This is a genomic window from Leifsonia sp. 21MFCrub1.1 (genome assembly GCF_900107895.1).
Classification (GTDB): Bacteria; Actinomycetota; Actinomycetes; order Actinomycetales; family Microbacteriaceae; genus Leifsonia; species Leifsonia soli.
On sequence record NZ_LT629867.1, the window covers coordinates 84,136 to 101,910 of the forward strand.

20 protein-coding genes are annotated in these 17,775 nt (G+C 69.9%); 8 read left to right on the forward strand and 12 right to left on the reverse strand.

Annotation, left to right across the window (positions count from 1 at the left end; all coding sequences use genetic code 11):
• The first annotated feature begins 9 nt into the window (after positions 1–9).
• The 5 genes from BLW09_RS00375 (at position 10) to BLW09_RS00400 (ending at position 3,440) form a co-directional block, all read left to right on the forward strand.
• The gene (locus BLW09_RS00375; RefSeq protein ID WP_089907113.1) at positions 10–405 is read left to right on the forward strand and encodes a hypothetical protein; all 396 of its coding nucleotides are present in this window, start codon (positions 10–12) and stop codon (positions 403–405) included.
• Entirely contained in the window at positions 402–716 is a 315-nt protein-coding gene (locus tag BLW09_RS00380) for a hypothetical protein (protein ID WP_157696860.1), read from the forward strand. The genes BLW09_RS00375 and BLW09_RS00380 overlap by 4 nt, the downstream gene beginning before the upstream one ends.
• Before the next feature lie 1,151 nt (positions 717–1,867).
• On the forward strand, positions 1,868–2,272 hold the full coding sequence (locus BLW09_RS00390) for a hypothetical protein (protein ID WP_089907118.1): 405 nt from the start codon (positions 1,868–1,870) through the stop codon (positions 2,270–2,272).
• 136 nt (positions 2,273–2,408) lie between these two features.
• On the forward strand, positions 2,409–3,041 hold the full coding sequence (locus tag BLW09_RS00395) for an SMI1/KNR4 family protein (RefSeq protein WP_089907119.1): 633 nt from the start codon (positions 2,409–2,411) through the stop codon (positions 3,039–3,041).
• 105 nt (positions 3,042–3,146) lie between these two features.
• A complete protein-coding gene (locus BLW09_RS00400; RefSeq protein WP_089907121.1) occupies positions 3,147–3,440 on the forward strand; it encodes a putative quinol monooxygenase in 294 nt (97 codons plus the stop codon).
• On the opposite strand, the gene BLW09_RS00405 is transcribed toward BLW09_RS00400, so the two are convergent.
• Positions 3,386–4,903, reverse strand: a complete 1,518-nt coding sequence (locus tag BLW09_RS00405) for an MFS transporter (RefSeq protein ID WP_089907123.1) — start codon at positions 4,901–4,903, stop codon at positions 3,386–3,388. The genes BLW09_RS00400 and BLW09_RS00405 overlap by 55 nt on opposite strands.
• 139 nt (positions 4,904–5,042) lie before the next feature.
• Between BLW09_RS00405 and BLW09_RS00410 the strand changes: the two genes are divergently transcribed.
• The gene (locus BLW09_RS00410) at positions 5,043–5,780 is read left to right on the forward strand and encodes a TetR/AcrR family transcriptional regulator (RefSeq protein ID WP_089907125.1); all 738 of its coding nucleotides are present in this window, start codon (positions 5,043–5,045) and stop codon (positions 5,778–5,780) included.
• A gap of 22 nt (positions 5,781–5,802) precedes the next feature.
• Here the strand turns inward: BLW09_RS00410 and BLW09_RS00415 are convergent, their stop codons facing one another.
• The 7 genes from BLW09_RS00415 to BLW09_RS00445 all read right to left on the reverse strand — a co-directional run bounded on the left by BLW09_RS00415 (position 5,803) and on the right by BLW09_RS00445 (position 10,230).
• A complete protein-coding gene (locus BLW09_RS00415; protein WP_089907126.1) occupies positions 5,803–6,018 on the reverse strand; it encodes a hypothetical protein in 216 nt (71 codons plus the stop codon).
• A gap of 81 nt (positions 6,019–6,099) precedes the next feature.
• Entirely contained in the window at positions 6,100–6,345 is a 246-nt protein-coding gene (locus BLW09_RS00420; protein WP_089907128.1) for a ferredoxin, read from the reverse strand.
• The gene (locus BLW09_RS00425; RefSeq protein WP_089907130.1) at positions 6,342–7,589 is read right to left on the reverse strand and encodes an NADH-ubiquinone oxidoreductase-F iron-sulfur binding region domain-containing protein; all 1,248 of its coding nucleotides are present in this window, start codon (positions 7,587–7,589) and stop codon (positions 6,342–6,344) included. Before BLW09_RS00425 ends, BLW09_RS00420 begins: the two co-directional genes overlap by 4 nt.
• The gene (locus BLW09_RS00430) at positions 7,586–8,161 is read right to left on the reverse strand and encodes a ferric reductase-like transmembrane domain-containing protein (RefSeq protein ID WP_231946959.1); all 576 of its coding nucleotides are present in this window, start codon (positions 8,159–8,161) and stop codon (positions 7,586–7,588) included. Before BLW09_RS00430 ends, BLW09_RS00425 begins: the two co-directional genes overlap by 4 nt.
• Positions 8,158–9,141 (reverse strand): FAD:protein FMN transferase, encoded by a 984-nt coding sequence (locus tag BLW09_RS00435; protein ID WP_197682040.1) that lies wholly within the window; start codon positions 9,139–9,141, stop codon positions 8,158–8,160. Before BLW09_RS00435 ends, BLW09_RS00430 begins: the two co-directional genes overlap by 4 nt.
• Positions 9,119–9,445, reverse strand: a complete 327-nt coding sequence (locus BLW09_RS00440; protein ID WP_089907133.1) for a hypothetical protein — start codon at positions 9,443–9,445, stop codon at positions 9,119–9,121. The genes BLW09_RS00435 and BLW09_RS00440 overlap by 23 nt, the downstream gene beginning before the upstream one ends.
• A gap of 95 nt (positions 9,446–9,540) precedes the next feature.
• Positions 9,541–10,230, reverse strand: coding sequence for a Type 1 glutamine amidotransferase-like domain-containing protein (locus BLW09_RS00445; RefSeq protein ID WP_089907135.1), 690 nt, complete (start codon positions 10,228–10,230; stop codon positions 9,541–9,543).
• Positions 10,231–10,337: 107 nt separating this feature from the next.
• Between BLW09_RS00445 and BLW09_RS00450 the strand changes: the two genes are divergently transcribed.
• Together BLW09_RS00450 and BLW09_RS00455 are read left to right on the forward strand one after the other, a co-directional pair.
• Positions 10,338–12,125 carry a DEAD/DEAH box helicase gene (locus tag BLW09_RS00450; protein ID WP_089907137.1) on the forward strand — a complete coding sequence of 596 codons (1,788 nt, stop codon included), beginning with the start codon at positions 10,338–10,340 and terminating at the stop codon, positions 12,123–12,125.
• Between the two features lie 103 nt (positions 12,126–12,228).
• The gene (locus BLW09_RS00455) at positions 12,229–12,990 is read left to right on the forward strand and encodes a GntR family transcriptional regulator (RefSeq protein ID WP_089907138.1); all 762 of its coding nucleotides are present in this window, start codon (positions 12,229–12,231) and stop codon (positions 12,988–12,990) included.
• 18 nt (positions 12,991–13,008) lie between these two features.
• Here the strand turns inward: BLW09_RS00455 and iolD are convergent, their stop codons facing one another.
• The 4 genes from iolD to iolC are packed head-to-tail and all read right to left on the reverse strand — an operon-like array spanning position 13,009 to position 17,771.
• On the reverse strand, positions 13,009–14,901 hold the full coding sequence (gene iolD, locus BLW09_RS00460) for a 3D-(3,5/4)-trihydroxycyclohexane-1,2-dione acylhydrolase (decyclizing) (protein ID WP_089907140.1): 1,893 nt from the start codon (positions 14,899–14,901) through the stop codon (positions 13,009–13,011).
• Entirely contained in the window at positions 14,898–15,851 is a 954-nt protein-coding gene (gene iolB, locus BLW09_RS00465; protein WP_231946960.1) for a 5-deoxy-glucuronate isomerase, read from the reverse strand. Before iolB ends, iolD begins: the two co-directional genes overlap by 4 nt.
• Before the next feature lie 14 nt (positions 15,852–15,865).
• Complete coding sequence (locus BLW09_RS00470) at positions 15,866–16,810, reverse strand: Cgl0159 family (beta/alpha)8-fold protein (protein ID WP_089907143.1); 945 nt, start codon at positions 16,808–16,810, stop codon at positions 15,866–15,868.
• A complete protein-coding gene (gene iolC, locus BLW09_RS00475) occupies positions 16,797–17,771 on the reverse strand; it encodes a 5-dehydro-2-deoxygluconokinase (RefSeq protein ID WP_269457901.1) in 975 nt (324 codons plus the stop codon). The genes BLW09_RS00470 and iolC overlap by 14 nt, the downstream gene beginning before the upstream one ends.
• Positions 17,772–17,775 lie beyond the last annotated feature (4 nt).

A 17,775-nucleotide genomic window follows, 5' to 3' on the forward strand; every position in this document is an offset into this window, starting at 1 on the left:
GCTGACCGCATGCACGCCGTCGCGCAGCTAGTGGGTGGGCCCGCCGCGGGTCGTCGCATCGTGCTCGACGGAGGACACACCCCACTGACGATCACCGTTCCGGCGGCTGATTTCGGCGGGTATGTGGAGGCTGAGTATTTCTCCACCGGAGGAGCTCACAGCACCAACCGTGGCGCGAACGTGCACACTTACGTTTACCGTCTCCACAGTGGCGAGTACGACTACGGCCAATCAGCGGAGGACGAACACCGCGAGAAGGAACTAGCGGCGCAGCTCGCGAAGCTGCAGCCGGTTACCGACGGCCGAGCCAGCGTTCTCCACCTCGACGGTCCACTCGGGGGGCGCGGCGGGACAGCCGTCGGATTTGGGTCCGGCGTGTCAGCCAACGTGATGTGGAGCTGGTGAGTGCGATGTTCGATGCGAGCAATCCCTTCGTCAACGCGCTGAGCATTGTCGGCCCCCTCGTGGGCGCGGTCCTCATCGTCCTCTTCCGGAAGTCGATAGTGGAATGGCTGAAGGGCATCGTTCCCCAAAAGAACCTCACGAAGGTTAGGGCGGCTGTGTATGTCGCCGCTTTCGCCATCGCAGCCTTCATTGCTGGATGGATCCTGGCCCTACTCGTACCGGGCTCACCTCCTCCTCTGTGGCTGTCCATCTTCGGTGCGGCCGTATTGGCCTGGATCGTCGTATGGACACTGCTTGCTAATGAGAGCTGAGAACGGACACGGCTAGCTTGGCGCGCGGCACGGTCCGTCAGGTGGTCCGTAGCGGAAGCCGACCGGAAGTACACACGCAACGACTCCGGCGACATCACCAAGATCGCCACCGCCGGCGCGGCCGGCGCGGATACCCAGTGCTTCGGCTACGACTGCGACCCCGCCTTTGGGGGTGGGCGGGTCGTTGCACTCTGTCAAGGTTCGCAGTTTCGGCGCTTGTTGTTCGCTGTGCGCACGAAATAGCGTTCGAGAGCCAGCGGGAACGCGATTGCCATTCGGGGCGTCGGCCGACTCGGTAGAACTTTGGGGGAGTCGTGAGGCCATCGAGTTTCGCGCGTGGATTGGCTGGAATCAGCGCGCTGGCATTGATCACCGTCGGACTGGCTGCGGCGGCGATACCCGCCCGCCGCTGGGGTCGCGGCGGCTGGACCGAAACGGGCTCAGCAGGGTAGGACGCTCACTGCAGAAACATTCCGGCCGAGCGGGCAGCGTGTTCGAGGGCCTTTCGAACGGATCCTGTGAGGCTCGAAATCAGCAGGGCTTGGATGTGCTCAATCGGATTCTCGACGACTCGAACAGAGGGTGTGACGAACATCTGGGATTCTCCCGGCAGGGAGCAAGATACGGAAGGGAAGGTAGTTTCTTGGGCTTCTTGGAGCCAGAGCAATGAACGGCTACCGCCTACTGCTGGTGAGTTCCGTCGGCGACCGTGATGGGATGTCAATCGAACTCGACACTGATGATGGGGAACAGGTAGCCGAGGTGTTCGAAGACAGCGACACTCGTCAACGAACGGTTAGGTTCTTTGTGACTTCCCCGGTGCCAATCGAGGCCGTCGAATGGCTCTTGTCCGCTGCTGCTAGCGATCTGTAGCGCGCAGGGCGAACAAGAACGAATCCCCAGCGGATGGCGATGCAAGCTCACCCGCTTGGCTGCAACGACGACGCAGACTTGCTGACAGGAGAGAACGGATTCAACGGCAATTGGCGAGAGGCATTGAGAGACAGGTGATAGCACTTCACGCCGGCGAGGGTCGACGAACAGCCGATCTGTCTTCTCTTGAGGCGGGCGGAAACTTCGAACCCATTGGTTGGTTCTCAGCCGACATCCCTGTGAACAACTCAAGGCAACTGAAACCAAGGGAGTTGGCTGTGCGCTTCCAGTTGCTTCGCCAATTCGCGTGGGTTGGTGGGCGCATCGAACCGGCCACAGGCACCCTCACGGTGCGGATAGGTCACACGGGCACCATGCCGCCTTTAGTCGACAGTGACCTCACCGACTACGCGCACCGGCGGTACATCGACGGCTTACCCGATGAGCTTGCTCTCGGCGTCTTGGCTGGTTTCGTTGACGCCTCGCGCTCACTGCCCATAGCGGCAGGCAAAGTCACCATCACGCACGCTTCCTACGACCCGGTGGAGTCGGGTTCCCAAGCGTTCAAATCTGCAGCAGCCCTCCTTCTGTGGGCAATGCTGCAGAGTGAGCCGGAGCTGGACTCAGAGCGCTGGCAAGCGCAATTCGAACGATGGCTCGAGAGCTGGTTCACGAAGTTCTGAGGCCCGCCACCATCCCGCGTTTTACCCGGGGCGACGGCGCTGGTCGAAACCGTCGTGCCGGCCCCATCGGCTTATAGGGTTGGCATGCCCAGGGCTTCCTGACGGCACGCACGTCGAGATCGGCTATCGGAGGCGAATGAGCGACATCGGGCCCCAGCTCGCTGCCCTGATCAAGATTGCCGGCGCCGCAACCCAAGACGAAGCCGGGCCGCCGGACGCACGCCTCGCTGAACTAGGCGGGTCAATGGAATTGGTCGAACTCCTCCGCAGCCGAAACGGCTTCTATGCTTTCGAGTCCGCACTCCACGTGTGGGGTGTCGGAGCTGTCGAGGGAGAAGACCTCCGTGAGTGGAACCGGGAGTCGTTGTGGAGATACGCCTTCAACGGACTCGATCGCGGGTTGACCTTCTTCGCGGAAGACATATTCGGTGGGCAGTTCGGCCTGGCCGGCTCTACCGTCGTTTCCTTTGACCCCGAAACGGCGGAGCGCGTCGTCATCGCGGAATCGCTCGAAGAGTGGGCGGCTAAAGTCCTAGAAGATTACGCCCTTCTGACCGGCCATCCGCTGGCTCACGCATGGCAGGAGGAATACGGAGCGCTCCGGGCGGGCTATCGGCTGGTTCCGAAGGTGCCGTTCGTCCTTGGTGGCGAGTACTCCCTATCCAACGTGGTCGAGATGCGCGACTTCGAAGCAATGCGTGCCCGAGGCGCGTTAGCGGCTCGGATTCACGGGTCTGCCGACGGCACATCTATCGAGTTCGAGTTCTAGGGAGTCGTCCCCACTCGTCTATCTGCCGCAAGAGGTACGTGACGGTGGTGAGCTCCCCGGCCGACCTGCGACCGCGCCCCACGTCGTGGTGCTAGCGTCGCCCGCATGACTGTCACCTCCCTCCTCGACCTGCGCTTCGCTGCCGACCACCTCGAGGACGGGCCGCGTGCGCTGCTCGACATCCTCGCGGACACGCGGGCGTTCGACGGCTGCCTCGGCGTGCAGGTCGTCACGGATGTCACCGACCCCGCGCACGTGGTCGCGGTCGAGCGCTGGGAGTCGCTCGAGCACGATGACGCCTACCGCGCGTGGCGGGCCGGGCCCGGCGCGTCCGGACTCGGCGACTACTTGGCGGGACCACCGGCGCTGACGCGGTTCACCGACGTCGCCTCGCTCTGAGGCTCGTCCGCGGGGGCGTGCTCGTCCACGGTGCGGGCGTTCGTCAGGGTCAGCGCCCCGATCCCCGAGATGAGTCCGACCGCGACGGCGATGACGACGAAGGTGAGCTGCTCGCCGTGGAAGAAGGACGCCACCAGGGTGGAGCTCCAGGTTCCGGTGGGGAGCACGGTGGTGACGAGCGCGGCGATGAGGGTTCCGACGACGGCCGTTCCGACGCTCGTCCCGACCTCCTGGGCGGCGTCGTTCAGCGCTGCGCCCATAGAGGTGCGGTTCTCGGGCATCGCGCCGACGAGCGCGACCGCGCAGATGGTCATCACGGTCCGCAGCCCGATCGTCATCACGACCATCGCGACCGCGATCGCCACGTAGTTCTGCTCCACCGCCCACGCCATGAGCCCGAGCCCAGCCGCCAGGAGTCCCGCACCGACGAGACAGGCGAAGCGGTGGCCGAGGCGGCGGACGAGCCACTCGGTGAGGGGGGTGGCGAAGATCATCGTGAGGATGATGGGGAGGTTGGCGAGCCCGGCCACCAGCGGCGACCAGCCCCACGCGTACTGGAAGTGCAGGATCAGTGAGAACATCACGCCGGCCATGGCGACCGAGGTGCCGATCTGGGCGATCGCGGCTCCGCGCACCGTGCCGCGGCGGAACAGGGTCAGGTCGAGCATGGGGGACCGGGCCGTGCGCTCCCGCACGATGAAGAGCACGAGGGATGCCACCGCACCGGCAGCCACGCCGATCGTGATCGGCGACGTCCAGCCGTTCTGGATGCCGCTGGTCAACGTGTAGCAGGCGAGCCCGATCGTGAGGACGCTGAGCGCCGCGCCCGGAAGGTCCAGGCGATCACGGGTGAGGCCGTCTGCGGTGTCGGCCGGCACTCCGAAGCGCACGCCGACGCAGGCGATGAGGGCGATGGGCGCGTTCACCAGCAGCAGCCACTGCCAGGGGAGGTGGGCGAGCATCGTGCCGCCGAGGAGCGGGCCGAGGACGAACCCGGACATCCCCACGACCATCATCAGCGTGATGGCGCGCATTCGGAGCTTCTCGTCGTCGAAGAGCCGGAAGACCAGCGAGTTGGTGATGGGAGCCATCGCGGCGGCGGCGATCCCCAGCGCGGCCCGCAGGGCGATCAGCTCGACCGTGGTGCTCACGAGCACCACGGCGAGGCTGATGACGCCGAAGAGGCCGAGACCGATCTGCAGCACCCGTCGGCGGCCGAAGCGGTCCGCGATGGAGCCGGCGGTCAGCAGCAGACCGCCGAACGTCAGCGAGTAGGCCCCGGTGACCCATTGGAGCGACGTCGTGTCGCCGCCGAGGTCGCGCCCGATCGTCGGCAGCGCGATCGACAGCAGTGTGTTGTCGACCATCTCGACGAAGAATGCCAGGCACAGCGCGGCGAGGGGGATCCACGCGGCCTTCATGGATGTGTACGTGCGTGCTCTTCCGGCGGCGGGTGTGCTCATGGCGGCTTCCAAAGGGTCAGGTCGATCAGGACGAATTAATCGAACGGTGTTCGATGGTCGAACACAGTTCGATAGAATAGAACAATGTTCGATAAGCTGCAAGCGGGTCCTCGACGGGATCGCGTGATGGGATGGAGCCATGGCAGAGCAGGGGACCGAAAGTACTGGTCGGGCGCGGCAGCCGCGCACCCGAACGCGCGCATCCCACTCGCTGGAGTCGGTGCTGGCGGGGGCCGTCGAGATCCTCGATGAGTCCGGAGTCCAAGGACTGACCATCCGGGCCCTGGCGGCACGGCTCGGCGGAGGCGTCGCGAGCGTCTACTGGTACGTGTCCGGCCGGGATGAACTGCTGGATCTCGCCGCCGACTCGGTGCTCGGCGGCATCTTCGAGCAGATCGCCGACGTCGGCTCGGACGACGCGATCGACGACCTCCGCACGATCGCCATCGCGATGTTCGACACCATCGTCGACCGCCCGTGGCTCGGCGCGTACGTGCTGCGCGACACCGGCCTGCAGGTCCACTCGCTGCAGCTCTATGAACGCATCGGCGAGGAGGTCATGCGCCTGGGGCTCACGCCGCGGCAGGTGTTCCACGCGACTTCGGCCGTCGTCGGATTCGTCATCGGGACGGCCGCCGACCTCGGGCAGGAGCCCCCCGCCGTCGTCGTGTCCGGCGAGGTCACGCGCGAGCAGTACCTGGCGAAGATCACGGGCGAGTGGCGAGCGCTCGACGCGACCGCTTACCCGTTCATCCACCACATCGTCGACGAGTTCGAGCGGCACAGCGACCGCGAACAGTTCGCCGCCGGACTCGACCTCCTCCTCGCCGGCCTCCGGCTGAAGGCCGAGGCCGGGTCCGCCGAACCCCGGGGGTGAGCAATCGACCGCCGGGGAGGGGTCAGCTGAAAGCGGTCAGGATCCGGGCCCCGAGCGCACGGACATCGACCGGAGTGCGCTGGATCTCGAGCACCGAGTCCGGGAGGAGTTCGTGCAGCCGCTCGGCGGTCGCCACCGGATGGCTCGGGTCGCCGGTCCACGGGCGCAGGAGGACGGGCTGCTGGATGGTGGAGATCGCCTCAGGGGTGGGGAAGTCGGTGTCCGATGCTCCCAGCATGACGTCGGCGATGATGCTCTCGTTGATATCGGGAGGGGTCGGATTCCAGCCGCCTGCTTCGAGGATGCCGGGGTGCCCGCGTCAGCGCATCCGCGGGACGGAGAGCCGGAGCGCGGCGACGGGGCACAGAGCGACGGCCTCCTCGGCGTCGTCGAGCTCGTCGGCGCGCAGCGGCACCTCGGTGCGGCCTTCCGGCACTCCGCGCAGCGCGACGGGATAGCCCCAGTCGTCGCGGCCGATGGCGCGCTCCAGGATCTCGGCGCAGAGCCCGCGGCCGTCGCAGCGGGTCCAGTCGATGTGCAGCGACGGCGAGGTGGGGCCGGTCATCGCGGGCTCCTCGTGCAGAGGCCGCGGGCGTGGGCGTCCACGTCGGCGTGGAACACGTCGAGCGCGCTGCGGATCAGCCGGACCGTCCCGTCCGGGTGATGGCAGGCGCCGCGCCCGACGATCAGGTCGGAGAGCCGCAGCAGTTCGCGGGCGTTCTCCGCCGCCGCCTCACCGTGCGCCAGGGCCGAGAACCGCTCCGCCATCGTGGGCAGACCGAACATGCACGGCCCGCACTGGCGTGCCGTCTGCCCGGCGAGATACTCGACGATCTCGGCGGTCGCATCCAGCCCGCAGCGCTGGGCTCCGATGACGTGGATGATGCCGGCGCCCGGCTGCGCGCCGAACCGGCCGAGCTCGCCCGGGGTCATCCGCACGTCGAAGGAGGAGGCGGGAATCCACGCTCCGTGATAGCCGCCGACCAGCGCGGCCGACGCCGTCCGCGCGTCCAGCTGGACCACGTCCAGCACATCGAGCAGGGTCGCGTCGGTAGCGACCTCGAACACTCCGGAGCGGGGGACGTCGCCGGTGACCGTGACGAGACGCGTCCCCGGCTCCTTCCTCGACCCCACGCTGCGGAACCAGTCGCCGCCGTAGCGCGCGATCAGCCCGAGGTGCGCCAGCGTCTCCACGTTCTGGACGAGCGTCGGTCGCCCCCGCAGCCCGGAGTCGGTCAGGCGGGCGGTGCGATCGATCGGCCGCGGGTCGCCGCTCTCGATGGCGTGGACGACGGCGCTCGCCTCGCCCGCGATGAAGCTGTCGGCCGCCTCGACGACCTCGATGCCCCGTGCGTCGGGACGTTCGGCGATCGCGCGCTCGACCGCGCCGATCGACTCCGAGCCGGAATAGAGGAGGAGGCTGCGCGCGCCGATCGCGCGCGCCGCGGTGAGCATCCCGTCCAGGACGAGGTGCGGGGCGTTCTGGAGGAGCACCTGGTCCTTCCAGCTGAGCGGTTCGCCCTCCGACCCGTTCGCGATGACGATCGGCGCCTGCCCACGGCGGCGGCGGGAGCCGGCAGCGGCCGCGGCGGCGAGCTTGCGCCAGGTCGGGAACGCGGCGCCGCCGCGCCCGGCGAGCCCGGAGGCCTCGAGCTGAGCGAGCAGTGCGGTCGAGTCACGCGCCGGAAGCGCACCGAAGGTGCGCACGTGGGTCTCGAAGGACGCCTCGGCTCCCGCGGCGAGCAGACGACGTGTCCCCGACGGCGCCCGGGTGAGGGTCTCCGTGGCGGAGTCGCCGGTCATGGTCATCGTGTCCCCTCTCGATAGGCGTCGGCGACGCGGCGGGTGCCGGAATGCTCGACGAAGCGCGCGGACAGCCGCCAGACGACAGCGGCGGCGACCAGGACGGCGCAGCCGGCGGCCAGGGCGAGGAACCAGCCGCTGGTGCCGTTGGTCCCGTTCCCGATCGCGTGGAGCACGGCGATGGGCCACATCGCGTAGGTGAACCAGTGGACGAAGCGGAATGCGCGCTGGCCGATCCTGCGGCGCAGCAGCCCGGTGAGGACGATCGCCAGGACCAGGTCGAACGCCACGGTCCCGAGGCCCTGCCAGAACGGCTTGAAGGAGCCGAGGAAGGGCACCACCACGTCGATCGGCCCGAGCTTCGCGTACGAGTCGAGCATCAGCGTCCCGACATGGAGCACCAGGAACACCACCGCGAGCAGCGACACGTTCCTGTGCACGAGAGAGACCGAGAACCGCGGCATCCCCGGCAGCGGGCGGCCCGAGCGGGTGACGATGCCCAGCAGCAGTGTCGCGGTGAACAGCAGCAGCGAGATCACGCCGCTCGCGCGCCCGAAAGCCCACATCACCTCGTTCACGGTCGGCCTCCCGCCGCCGCGGTGTCAGGGCCGGCGGGATCGGGCCACGCCCCGAGCGTGACGACGCGCCCGGCCAGGTCCACGAGCCGGGCGGCCGCGGCCTGCTCGGCGAGCCACGTCCGGGCCGCCGTCCCGCGCACGATCGCGGCGGTAGTCAGGGTGTTGGCGCGCACGCAGGTCGCGGCGGCGACCGTGACCGAGCGCCAGGCCGGCACCACCGGGGTGCCGAAGGCCGGGTCGAGGATGTGCTGGTGCACCCGGCCGTCGTGCAGCCAGCGGCGCTTCTGCGTGCTGGAGGTGGCCATGGCCGCGCCGTCGGGCAGGAACACCTGCTGCGCGGGATCGGCGGGGAGGTCCTGCACCAGGACCTCCCAGCCGCCGTCCGCGGTGGCGCCGCCGGTGGCGATGTCGCCGCCCAGGGAGACGAGGACGCCGGTGCCGAGTTCGGAGCTGACCCGCTCCGCGATGAGGTCGGCCGCCCGGGCCTTCGCCGTCGCCCCGAGGTCCAGACGCACCCCCGCCGGGAGCGAGAGGACCCTTCCGCGGAGCCGGACGGCGCGCCATCCTGCCTCCCTGCGCACGACGGACAGCGTCACGGACGCGGTGGGGACCGCCGTCGGTGCGGCCCCGAGGAGCGCGATGTCGCGGTCGTAGCCCCAGCGGTCGAGGTCGGCGCCGATCGTCGGGTCGACGCTTCCGCCGGTCTCTGCGGCAGCCTGGAGCGCGGTCGCGATGAGGGATGCGAGCAGCGGCGACACCTCGACGCCCCGTTGGATGCGCGGGTCCGCGGACACCCGCGAGAGCTCCGACCCGGCGTCGAACCGGCTGCAGGCGGCGCCGACCTCGGCGAGGACGCGCTCGGCGATCGCCCTGGCCTCCCCGAGCCGCTCGGCGCGCTCGACCACCAGCGCCGCGGTCGTGCTCCACACCGCCCACTCGGCCCGCGCGGCGGTCAGCTCAGGAGCCGGAGGATGTGCCACTGCTCTGCCCTCCCTGGCTCGGCTGAACGGGGGCCGGGGCCGCCGGTGCGGCGGGCTGGGGTGCGGCGGGCTGGGCGGAGTCGTCGGACTCGGACTCGCCGGACTCGCCGGAGTCCTCCGAGGGCGCCTGCGACGGCGTGGTCTGCGTGGGAGAGTTCGTCGACGACGTGCCGCTCTGTCCGGCTGCCGTGTGCGTCGCTCCGAGCAGCACGCCCGAGACGACCCCGGTCGCCACCAGACTGCCCACTCCGACGAGCCCGGTCAGCCAAGCGACGATCCGCTTCCCTCGTGCCAATGCGGCCATCGTGCACCTCCGTTTCGATCCGTACCTCCAGACTCCCGACGCATTCTTGGCGGATTCTTACGCGGCATGGAAGGCACCTGGGAATGCCCTAGCGATCAGCGGTGCGGTGCGGAGCGATGCTGCCCTGGGCGGAGTTCGATCCACCGGCCTTCGGAGATCACACGGGGGATCCCGTCGTCGCCGATCGCGATCGCGGTCTCGTCGTCGATCACGTACGCGGGCAGCCCGACGTCCTCGACCCACCGCTCGGCGTGAGCGACGGTGTTCGACGGGAAGACGTCCAGGTGCGGGTAGATCGCGAAGTCGACGATGCCGAGCGTCGAGTCGTCGGCCGCACCCGTCCACTCGACGAAGTCGTGGCCGATCCGGGGTGTCATCACCATGCTTCCTGCGCTGATCCCGACCCACACCGTGTCGTCGAGCGTCGGCAGCAGGTCCGCCAGGCCGGACGCCCGCATCCAGTGCGCGAGGTAGGTCGCGTCCCCGCCATCCACGAGAAGGGCGTCCGCGTCGCGGATCCACGACGTCCACCGCTCGGCCGGGATGCTGGGAAGCGCCGTCAGCTCGAGCAGGCCGACCGACGCCCATCCCAATCCCGTCAGGTCGCGATCACTCCCCGCCGCGACGAACCGGCGCGCCGAGGCCGGCCCGCACAGCGGGTGGCCCCACTGTGCGGTCGGGATCGCGAGGGCATGGCACGCGGAGATGGGCTTGCCGAGCTGGCGGTCGAGTTCCGCGCGGATGCTGGCGTTGGTCACGCCGCCGGATGTCAGCAGCAGCTTCACCTCGACAGCATCGCACTCCCGGTGGACAGCGTCTACGGCGGTCCGATCTGCGGTCCTGTTCGCACTTCGGCAACACGCCACCCTCTGCGGGGACTACCGTGAATCGAGTGACCACGCCAGATTCCGCGAACAGCGACGCTGAGACCGCCGACGTACCGACCTTCTCCTCGCTGGGGCTGGACGGCGCCGTCCTGAAGGCCCTCGCAGACGTCGGCTACGAGACGCCGTCCGCCATCCAGGCGGCGACCATCCCCCTGCTGCTGGAGGGCCGCGACGTCGTCGGGCTCGCCCAGACCGGCACCGGCAAGACGGCCGCGTTCGCGCTGCCCATCCTGTCCCGCCTCGACCTGTCGCAGAAGAGCCCGCAGGCGCTCGTGCTGGCGCCCACCCGCGAGCTGGCCCTGCAGGTCGCCGAGGCCTTCGAGAGCTACGCGACCCACATGAAGGGCGTGCACCTGCTGCCGGTGTACGGCGGGCAGGGTTACGGGGTGCAGCTCTCCGCGCTGCGCCGGGGCGTCCACATCGTGGTCGGCACGCCCGGCCGCATCATGGACCACCTGGAGAAGGGCACGCTCGACCTCTCGGAGCTGCGCTACCTGGTGCTGGACGAGGCCGACGAGATGTTGAAGATGGGGTTCGCGGAGGATGTGGAGACCATCCTCGCCGACACCCCCGACGACAAGCAGGTCGCCCTCTTCTCGGCGACCATGCCCGCGCAGATCCGCCGGATCTCCAAGAAGTACCTGCACGACCCGGAAGAGATCACCGTCAAGTCGAAGACGACGACCTCGGCCAACACCACACAGCGCTACCTCGTCGTCTCCTATGCGCAGAAGGTGGACGCGCTCACACGCATCCTCGAGGTCGAGAACTTCGAGGGGATGATCGTCTTCGTCCGCACCAAGAACGAGACGGAGACGCTCGCCGAGCGGTTGCGCGCCCGCGGGTACTCCGCCGCCGCGATCAACGGCGACGTCGCGCAGGCCCAGCGGGAGCGGACCGTCGACCAGCTCAAGTCCGGCAAGCTCGACATCCTGGTGGCGACGGATGTGGCCGCGCGCGGTCTGGACGTCGAGCGCATCAGCCACGTGGTCAACTTCGACATCCCTGTGGACACCGAGTCGTACGTGCACCGGATCGGCCGCACGGGCCGCGCCGGCCGGAGCGGCGCGGCCATCAGCTTCGTCACCCCGCGCGAGCGGCGGCTCCTCACGGCGATCGAGAAGGCCACCCGCCAGCCGCTCACGCAGATGCAGCTCCCCAGCGTCGACGACGTCAACGTGACCCGCCTCGCCCGCTTCGACGACGCGATCACGCAGGCACTCGCGCAGGAGGAGCGCATCTCGCGCTTCCGCGACATCATCGGGCACTACGTCGAGCACCATGACGTGCCGGAGGCGGACGTCGCGGCGGCGCTCGCCGTGGTCGCGCAGGGCGACGAGCCGCTGCTCCTCAGCGCGCGCGACGAACTGTCCCAGCCCGTCGAGCGCGACTCGCGCGGCGACCGCGGCGACCGCGGCGACAGGGCGGCATCCGGGGCCCGAGGCGAGCGCCCGGCCCGCCGCGTGCGGAACGACACCCGCATGGCGCCCTACCGCCTCGAGGTCGGGAAGCGCCAGAAGGTGGAGCCGCGCCAGATCGTCGGTGCGCTCGCCAACGAGGGCGGTCTGAGCCGCGAGGACTTCGGCCACATCCGGATCATGCCCGAGTTCAGCATCGTCGAACTCCCGGCCGACCTGCCCGCCGGGACCTTGTCCCGCCTGACGGGGACGCGGATCGGCGGGAAGCTGATCCAGCTCCGCCCCGACCGCGGAGCCGGAGGACGCCGGGACGCCGGGCCGCGCGACGACCGGCAGCGCGACGAGAGGCCGCCGCGCAAGCCGCGCCGGAGCTAGGCCCGGGCACCGCGCGGTCGAGTCGAGCGCGGAGCGTGCCGCCGGTCTGCCACAATACGAAGCGTCATTGTCAGCACATTCTTCGAGCGGCCCGGAGGCGCAGATGGTCCAAGCAGAGCATCCGCTGCCTGCTGACCTCTTCCTCGATCTGGAGCGTTCCGGCCCGGTGCCGATGTACTACCAGGTCGCGAGCCGGCTCGAGAAGGCGATCACCGAGGGGACGCTTCCCGCCGGCGCCCGGCTGGAGAACGAGGTGGCGCTGGGTCTCCGGCTCGGCCTGTCGCGCCCCACCATCCGGCGCGCCATCCAGGAGCTCGTCGACAAGGGGCTGCTGGTCCGCCGTCGCGGGGTGGGCACGCAGGTCGTCCACGGCCGGGTGACGCGCAACGTGGAGCTGAGCAGCCTCTACGAAGACCTCGAGAGCTCGGGACAGACGCCGGAGACGAGGATCCTGGACTGCGCCGTCGTCCCGGCGGATGCGCACGCCGCCGCCATCCTGGACATCGCACCCGGCAGCGCCACCCTCCATCTGAGGCGTCTGCGCCTGGCCGACGGCGTGCCGATCGCCATCCTCGAGAACACGCTGCCCACCGAGTTCTCCGACCTCGCCGAGGGGGACCTCGCCGGCCACGGTCTCTACCAGCTCCTGCGCGCGCGAGGAGTCACCATGCGCGTCGCCAACCAGCGCATCGGGGCTCGCGAGGCGACGGCGGAGGAGGCGGCCCTGCTCGGCATCCGGCGTGGAAGCGCCGTGCTGACCATGTCGCGGACGGTCTTCGACAACTCCGGTCGCGCCGTCGAGTTCGGCCAGCACTGCTACCGCCCCGACCGGTATTCGTTCGAGGTGACCCTGGTCAACCGCTGACCAGCGCCGGCGGCGTGCTCAGCCCAGCAGCGGGCGCTGGCGTGTGCGCTGCTGCTCGTACGCCTCCCGCGCCACGCGGGTGGTCTCCGACGTCGATGTCGCCGCGACGGGGACGTCCCACCATCCCTCCCCGTCGGGTGCGTAGGCCAGAGGGTCGCTGTCGATGTGGATGAGCGTCGTCCTCTCCGACGCCTTGGCCTGCGACACGGCCGCCCGGAGCCGGCCGACGGCGTCCGGGCCGGGCTCCACCGCGATGACGTCGACCCCGTAGCTGCGGGCGTTGGCCGCCAGGTCGACGGGGAGGACCTCGCCGTCGAGGTCGCCCTGCGGGCTCTGCCGGCGGAAGCGCGTCCCGTATCGCTCCGAGCCGACCGTCTCGCTCAGGTGCCCGATCGACGCGTACCCGTGGTTCTGCACGAGGACGACGATGATCTTGATGCCCTCGGCGACGGCGGTGACCAGCTCGGTGTGGAGCATCAGGTAGGAGCCGTCCCCGACCAGGACCACGACATCGCGTTCGGGCGCCGCGCGCTTCACCCCGAGGCCGCCCGCGATCTCGTAGCCCATGCAGGAGAAGGCGTACTCGACGTGGTAGCCGAGCGGATCCCGCACCCGCCACAGCTTGTGCAGGTCGCCGGGGAGCGAACCGGCGGCTTGCACGACGACGTCGCGCGGGTCGGTGGCCGCCTGGACGGCGCCGATGATCTCCGGCTGGCCGGGCAGGTCGGCACCCGAGCCGCGGAACGCAGCGTCGACCGTGGTGTTCCATTCCGCCATGAGGCGTCGGAGCTCGTCCGCGACATCGTCGTCGACCCGGTAGCCGGCGAGTTCTGCGCGGAGCGCGACCAGCGCCTCCCGGGCATCGGCGACGACGGGGAGCTGCGACCCGTGCTTGTACGCGTCGAATGCGGCGACGTTGATGTTGACGAAGACCACGTCGGGGTTCTGGAAGGCGCTGCGGCTGGCGGTGGTGAAATCGCTGTACCTGGTGCCGATCCCGATCACCACGTCCGCGGCCGCCGCCGCGCGGTTGGCCGGCGCCGTCCCGGTTGCGCCGACGCCGCCGAGGTACTGCGGGTGGTCCCAGGCGAGGGAGCCGCCGCCCGCCTGCGTCGTCCCCACCGGGATGCCGGTCGCCTCCACCAACGCGCGGAGCGCATCCTCCGCTCCGGAGTACAGCACGCCGCCGCCCGCGACGATCAGCGGCCGGGACGCGGCGCGGATGGCGCGGACGGCGCGGTCCAGCGCCCCGCGCTCGGGAAGCGGCCGCCGGAGGTGCCATTCGCGTTCCTGCAGGAACTCGAGCGGGACGTCCAGCGCCTCCGCCTGCACGTCCTCCGGCAGCGCGATCGTCACCGCACCGGTCTCGGCCGGGTCGGTCAGCACCCGCATGGCCTGGAGCGCGATCGAGTAGAGCTGCTCGGGCCGCTGGACCCGGTCGAAGAACCGGGACAGCGGGCGGAATGCGTCGTTGACCGAGATGCCGGGATCGTGCGGCAGCTCCAGCTGCTGCAGCACCGGGTCGGCGACGCGGGTGGAGAAGGTGTCGCTCGGGAGGAGGAGGGCGGGGAGGCGATTGGCCGTCGCCAGCGCCGCGCCGGTCAGCATGTTGGCCGCTCCCGGGCCGACGGATGCCGCGCTCGCCATGGTGCCGAGCCGGCGGCGCATCCGGGCGTAGCCCACCGACTGGTGGACCATGGCCTGTTCGTTGCGCGCCTGGTGATACGGCATCAGACCGGGGTGCTCACGCTCCAGCTGCAGGAGGGCCTGTCCGATCCCGGCGACGTTGCCGTGCCCGAAGATGCCGAACGTCCCGGCGATCGTCCGCTCCCGGTGGTCGCCGTCCACCGTCCACTGGCGGGAGAGGAACTCCACGAGGGCCTGGCTGACGGTCATCCTTCTGGTCGTCATCGATGCTCTCCACTTCGATCGGTCGTCTGCAGATAGGGGAGTCGCGGATCGGTGTCCTGGCTCTCCCACGTCGTGCGGACCCAGGCGTGCGCGGGGTGGTCGCTGATGTTCCAGACGCGCTCGGGGTCCGGTCCCGCCATGACGTTCAGGTAGTACAGGTCGTAGCCGGGCGCGGCGACACAGGGTCCGTGCCAGCCGTACGGCACCAGGCCGATGTCGCCGGTGCGCACCTCGGCGAGCGTGTCGATGTCTCCGGCTTCGGACGAGGAGGTCCGCAGGTAGCCGAACGGGTCCGCCTCCTGCGGAGCGGAGGCGCCCGCGATAGACCGCGAGAGCGCGCTCTCGAAGTAGTAGATCTCCTCGAGCCGGGATTCGCTCTCGCTGCGGGCGTCGTGCTTGTGAGGAGGATACGACGACCAGTTCCCGGACGGGGTGATGACCTCGCACACGATGAAGCGATCGGCGTCGAGGATGTCCGGCGTCCCGACGTTGTGCACCTGGCGGCTGCTGGCTCCGGCCCCGCGCAGCTCAACGGGCACGTCGTCGCGACGGATGTGCTGCGCGGGGTGGAAGACCGACGCGGGCGCCTCGGCGACGGCCACGCGGCCGACGCCGCTGACCGACGCGGCGGTCTGCGTCCCGAGGTAGAGCACATCGGTCGGGCCCGTGAACACCGAGGGCCGGCCGGTGAGCTGCGTCGATCCGCCGTCGTGCGTCACCGTGAAGCGGCCTGCCAGCGGGATGACCAGCCGCTCCACCGCATCCGCGTCGAGGGACGCCGCGTCCCCCTCCGCCAGGTCCGCGATCCGCAGCCCGGTGTGCCGCCATCCGGGGATGCGGGAGTCGACGACCGACTCCCAGGCGCCCCGGGCGAGCCGGCCGCGGGGGAAGAACCATTCGTTCCGCTGTGTGATGGCGTCAGGATGCGTCATGGCGTGAGGATGGGTCATGGCGTGAGGCTGTGTCATGGCCTGAGGATCGCCCGGCCGGGAGCATGGACGAGTGCTGCGGCCCGGTCGACGGCCGAGGCCACGTCGCCGTCGGAGGGGTAGATCAGGCTCCGTCCCGCGACCAGCCCCCGCACGCCCGGAAGGCGCAGGGCGCCCTCCCAGAGCTCGAACACCTCGTCTTCTGCCGCTCTCGCCTCCCCGCCGAGCAGCAGGGTGGGGAGTGTCGTCGTGGCCATGACGCGCTCCATGTCGGGCACGACGGGAAGCTTCAGCCAGGTGTAGACGGAGGTCGTCCCCAGCCCGCCGGCGATCGCGATGGACCGGATCACGGCGTCGGTGCTGAGGTCGTTGACCACCCGCCCGTTGACCCAGTCGCTGATGAACGGCTCGAGCATGATCGGCACCTGCGCGGCGGCCGCGTCGTCGACGGCGCGCGCGTTCGCCTCGATGGTGGCGACGGAACCGGCATCGCCGAGGTTGATGCGCAGGAGGGTCTTGGCGAAGTCCAGCCGATCCCGCACGATGCCGGCGACGTCGTAGGCGGTGAACCGGTCGTCCATCTCGAACACCGCGTGGCGGAGGCCGCCGCGGTTCATCGAGCCCACCACGATCTTGTCGTCGAGGAGGCCGAGCAACGCCAGATCGTCGATGATGTCGGGCGTGCCGAGCACCCCGTCGACACCCGGCCGGCTCAGGGCGGTCGCGAGTCGATCGAGCAGGTCGTAGCGGTCGGCCATCGCGAGCTCGTCGCCGCGGATGCCGAGCGCGCCGCGGGCCGGATGGTCGGCTGCCACGATGAAGAGGCGGCCGTCGTCCCGGATCAGCGGCCGACGCTGCCGCGACGCCAGGATGCTGCGCAGGCACCCCGGCTCTTCCGCCCGCTTGCGGCGCAGCTCGGCGAAGTCGGCTTCGTCCAGCCTGCGGGTCTCGACGGCCGCGCGGCTCTCAGAGCGCAGCATGCGCGCCCCCGACGAGGAGGGCGTCCACTTCCGACGTGGTCGGCATGGCGGTCGAACACTCGCGCCGGGAGGCGACGATCGCCCCGGCGACGTTGGCGAAACTCAGGATGCGTTCGAGGGGCCACCCTTCGAGGAGCCCGTGGCAGAGCGCGCCGCCGAATCCGTCGCCCGCCCCGAGGCCGTTGACCACCTCCACCGGGAACGGCGGCACCTCGACCGTCTCGGTCGCGGTCCTGGCCAGCACCCCCTTCGGCCCCTGCTTCACGATCGCGAGCTCGACTCCCCGTTCGAGAAGCGCATCGGCGGCGCGCCTCGGGTCGGTCTCGCCGACCGCGACCGCGCATTCCTCGCGGTTGCCCACGGCGATGGTGATGTGAGGGAGGGCGCGCTCGATCTCCGCGGACGCGCGCTCTGCCGAGTCCCAGAAGACCTCGCGGTAGTCCAGGTCGAGGATGGTGAACCCGGCACGGTCCCTCGCCTGCCACGCGCGGTGGTGGGCGCTCCTGCTCGGTTCCTCGCTCAGCCCCGTGACCGTCGCCCAGAACACGCGCGCCCGTGAGACCGCGTCGAGGTCCAGCTCTTCCGCCGTCACGGCCAGATCGGGCGCCTTCGGCTTGCGGTAGAAGTAGATCGGGAAGTCGTCCGGCGGGAAGATCTCGCAGAAGGTCACCGGGGTCGGCAGCGCAGGCGCGACGCCGACGAACGCGTCCGAGACCCCGAGGCGCCGGAGTTCGCGGTGCACATAGCGGCCGAACGGATCGTCGCCCGTCGCCGAGATCAGCGCGGCGGATCGGCCGTGCCGGGCGGCGGCGACGGCCACATTGGCGGCGCTCCCGCCGAGGTACTTGCCGAACGTCGTGACGTCTTCCAGCCCGACGCCGTCCTGCAGCGGGTAGAGGTCGACGCCGACCCGGCCCATCGTCAGCACGTCGTAGTCGCTGCCCGTCGATTCCTGGCTCACGCGC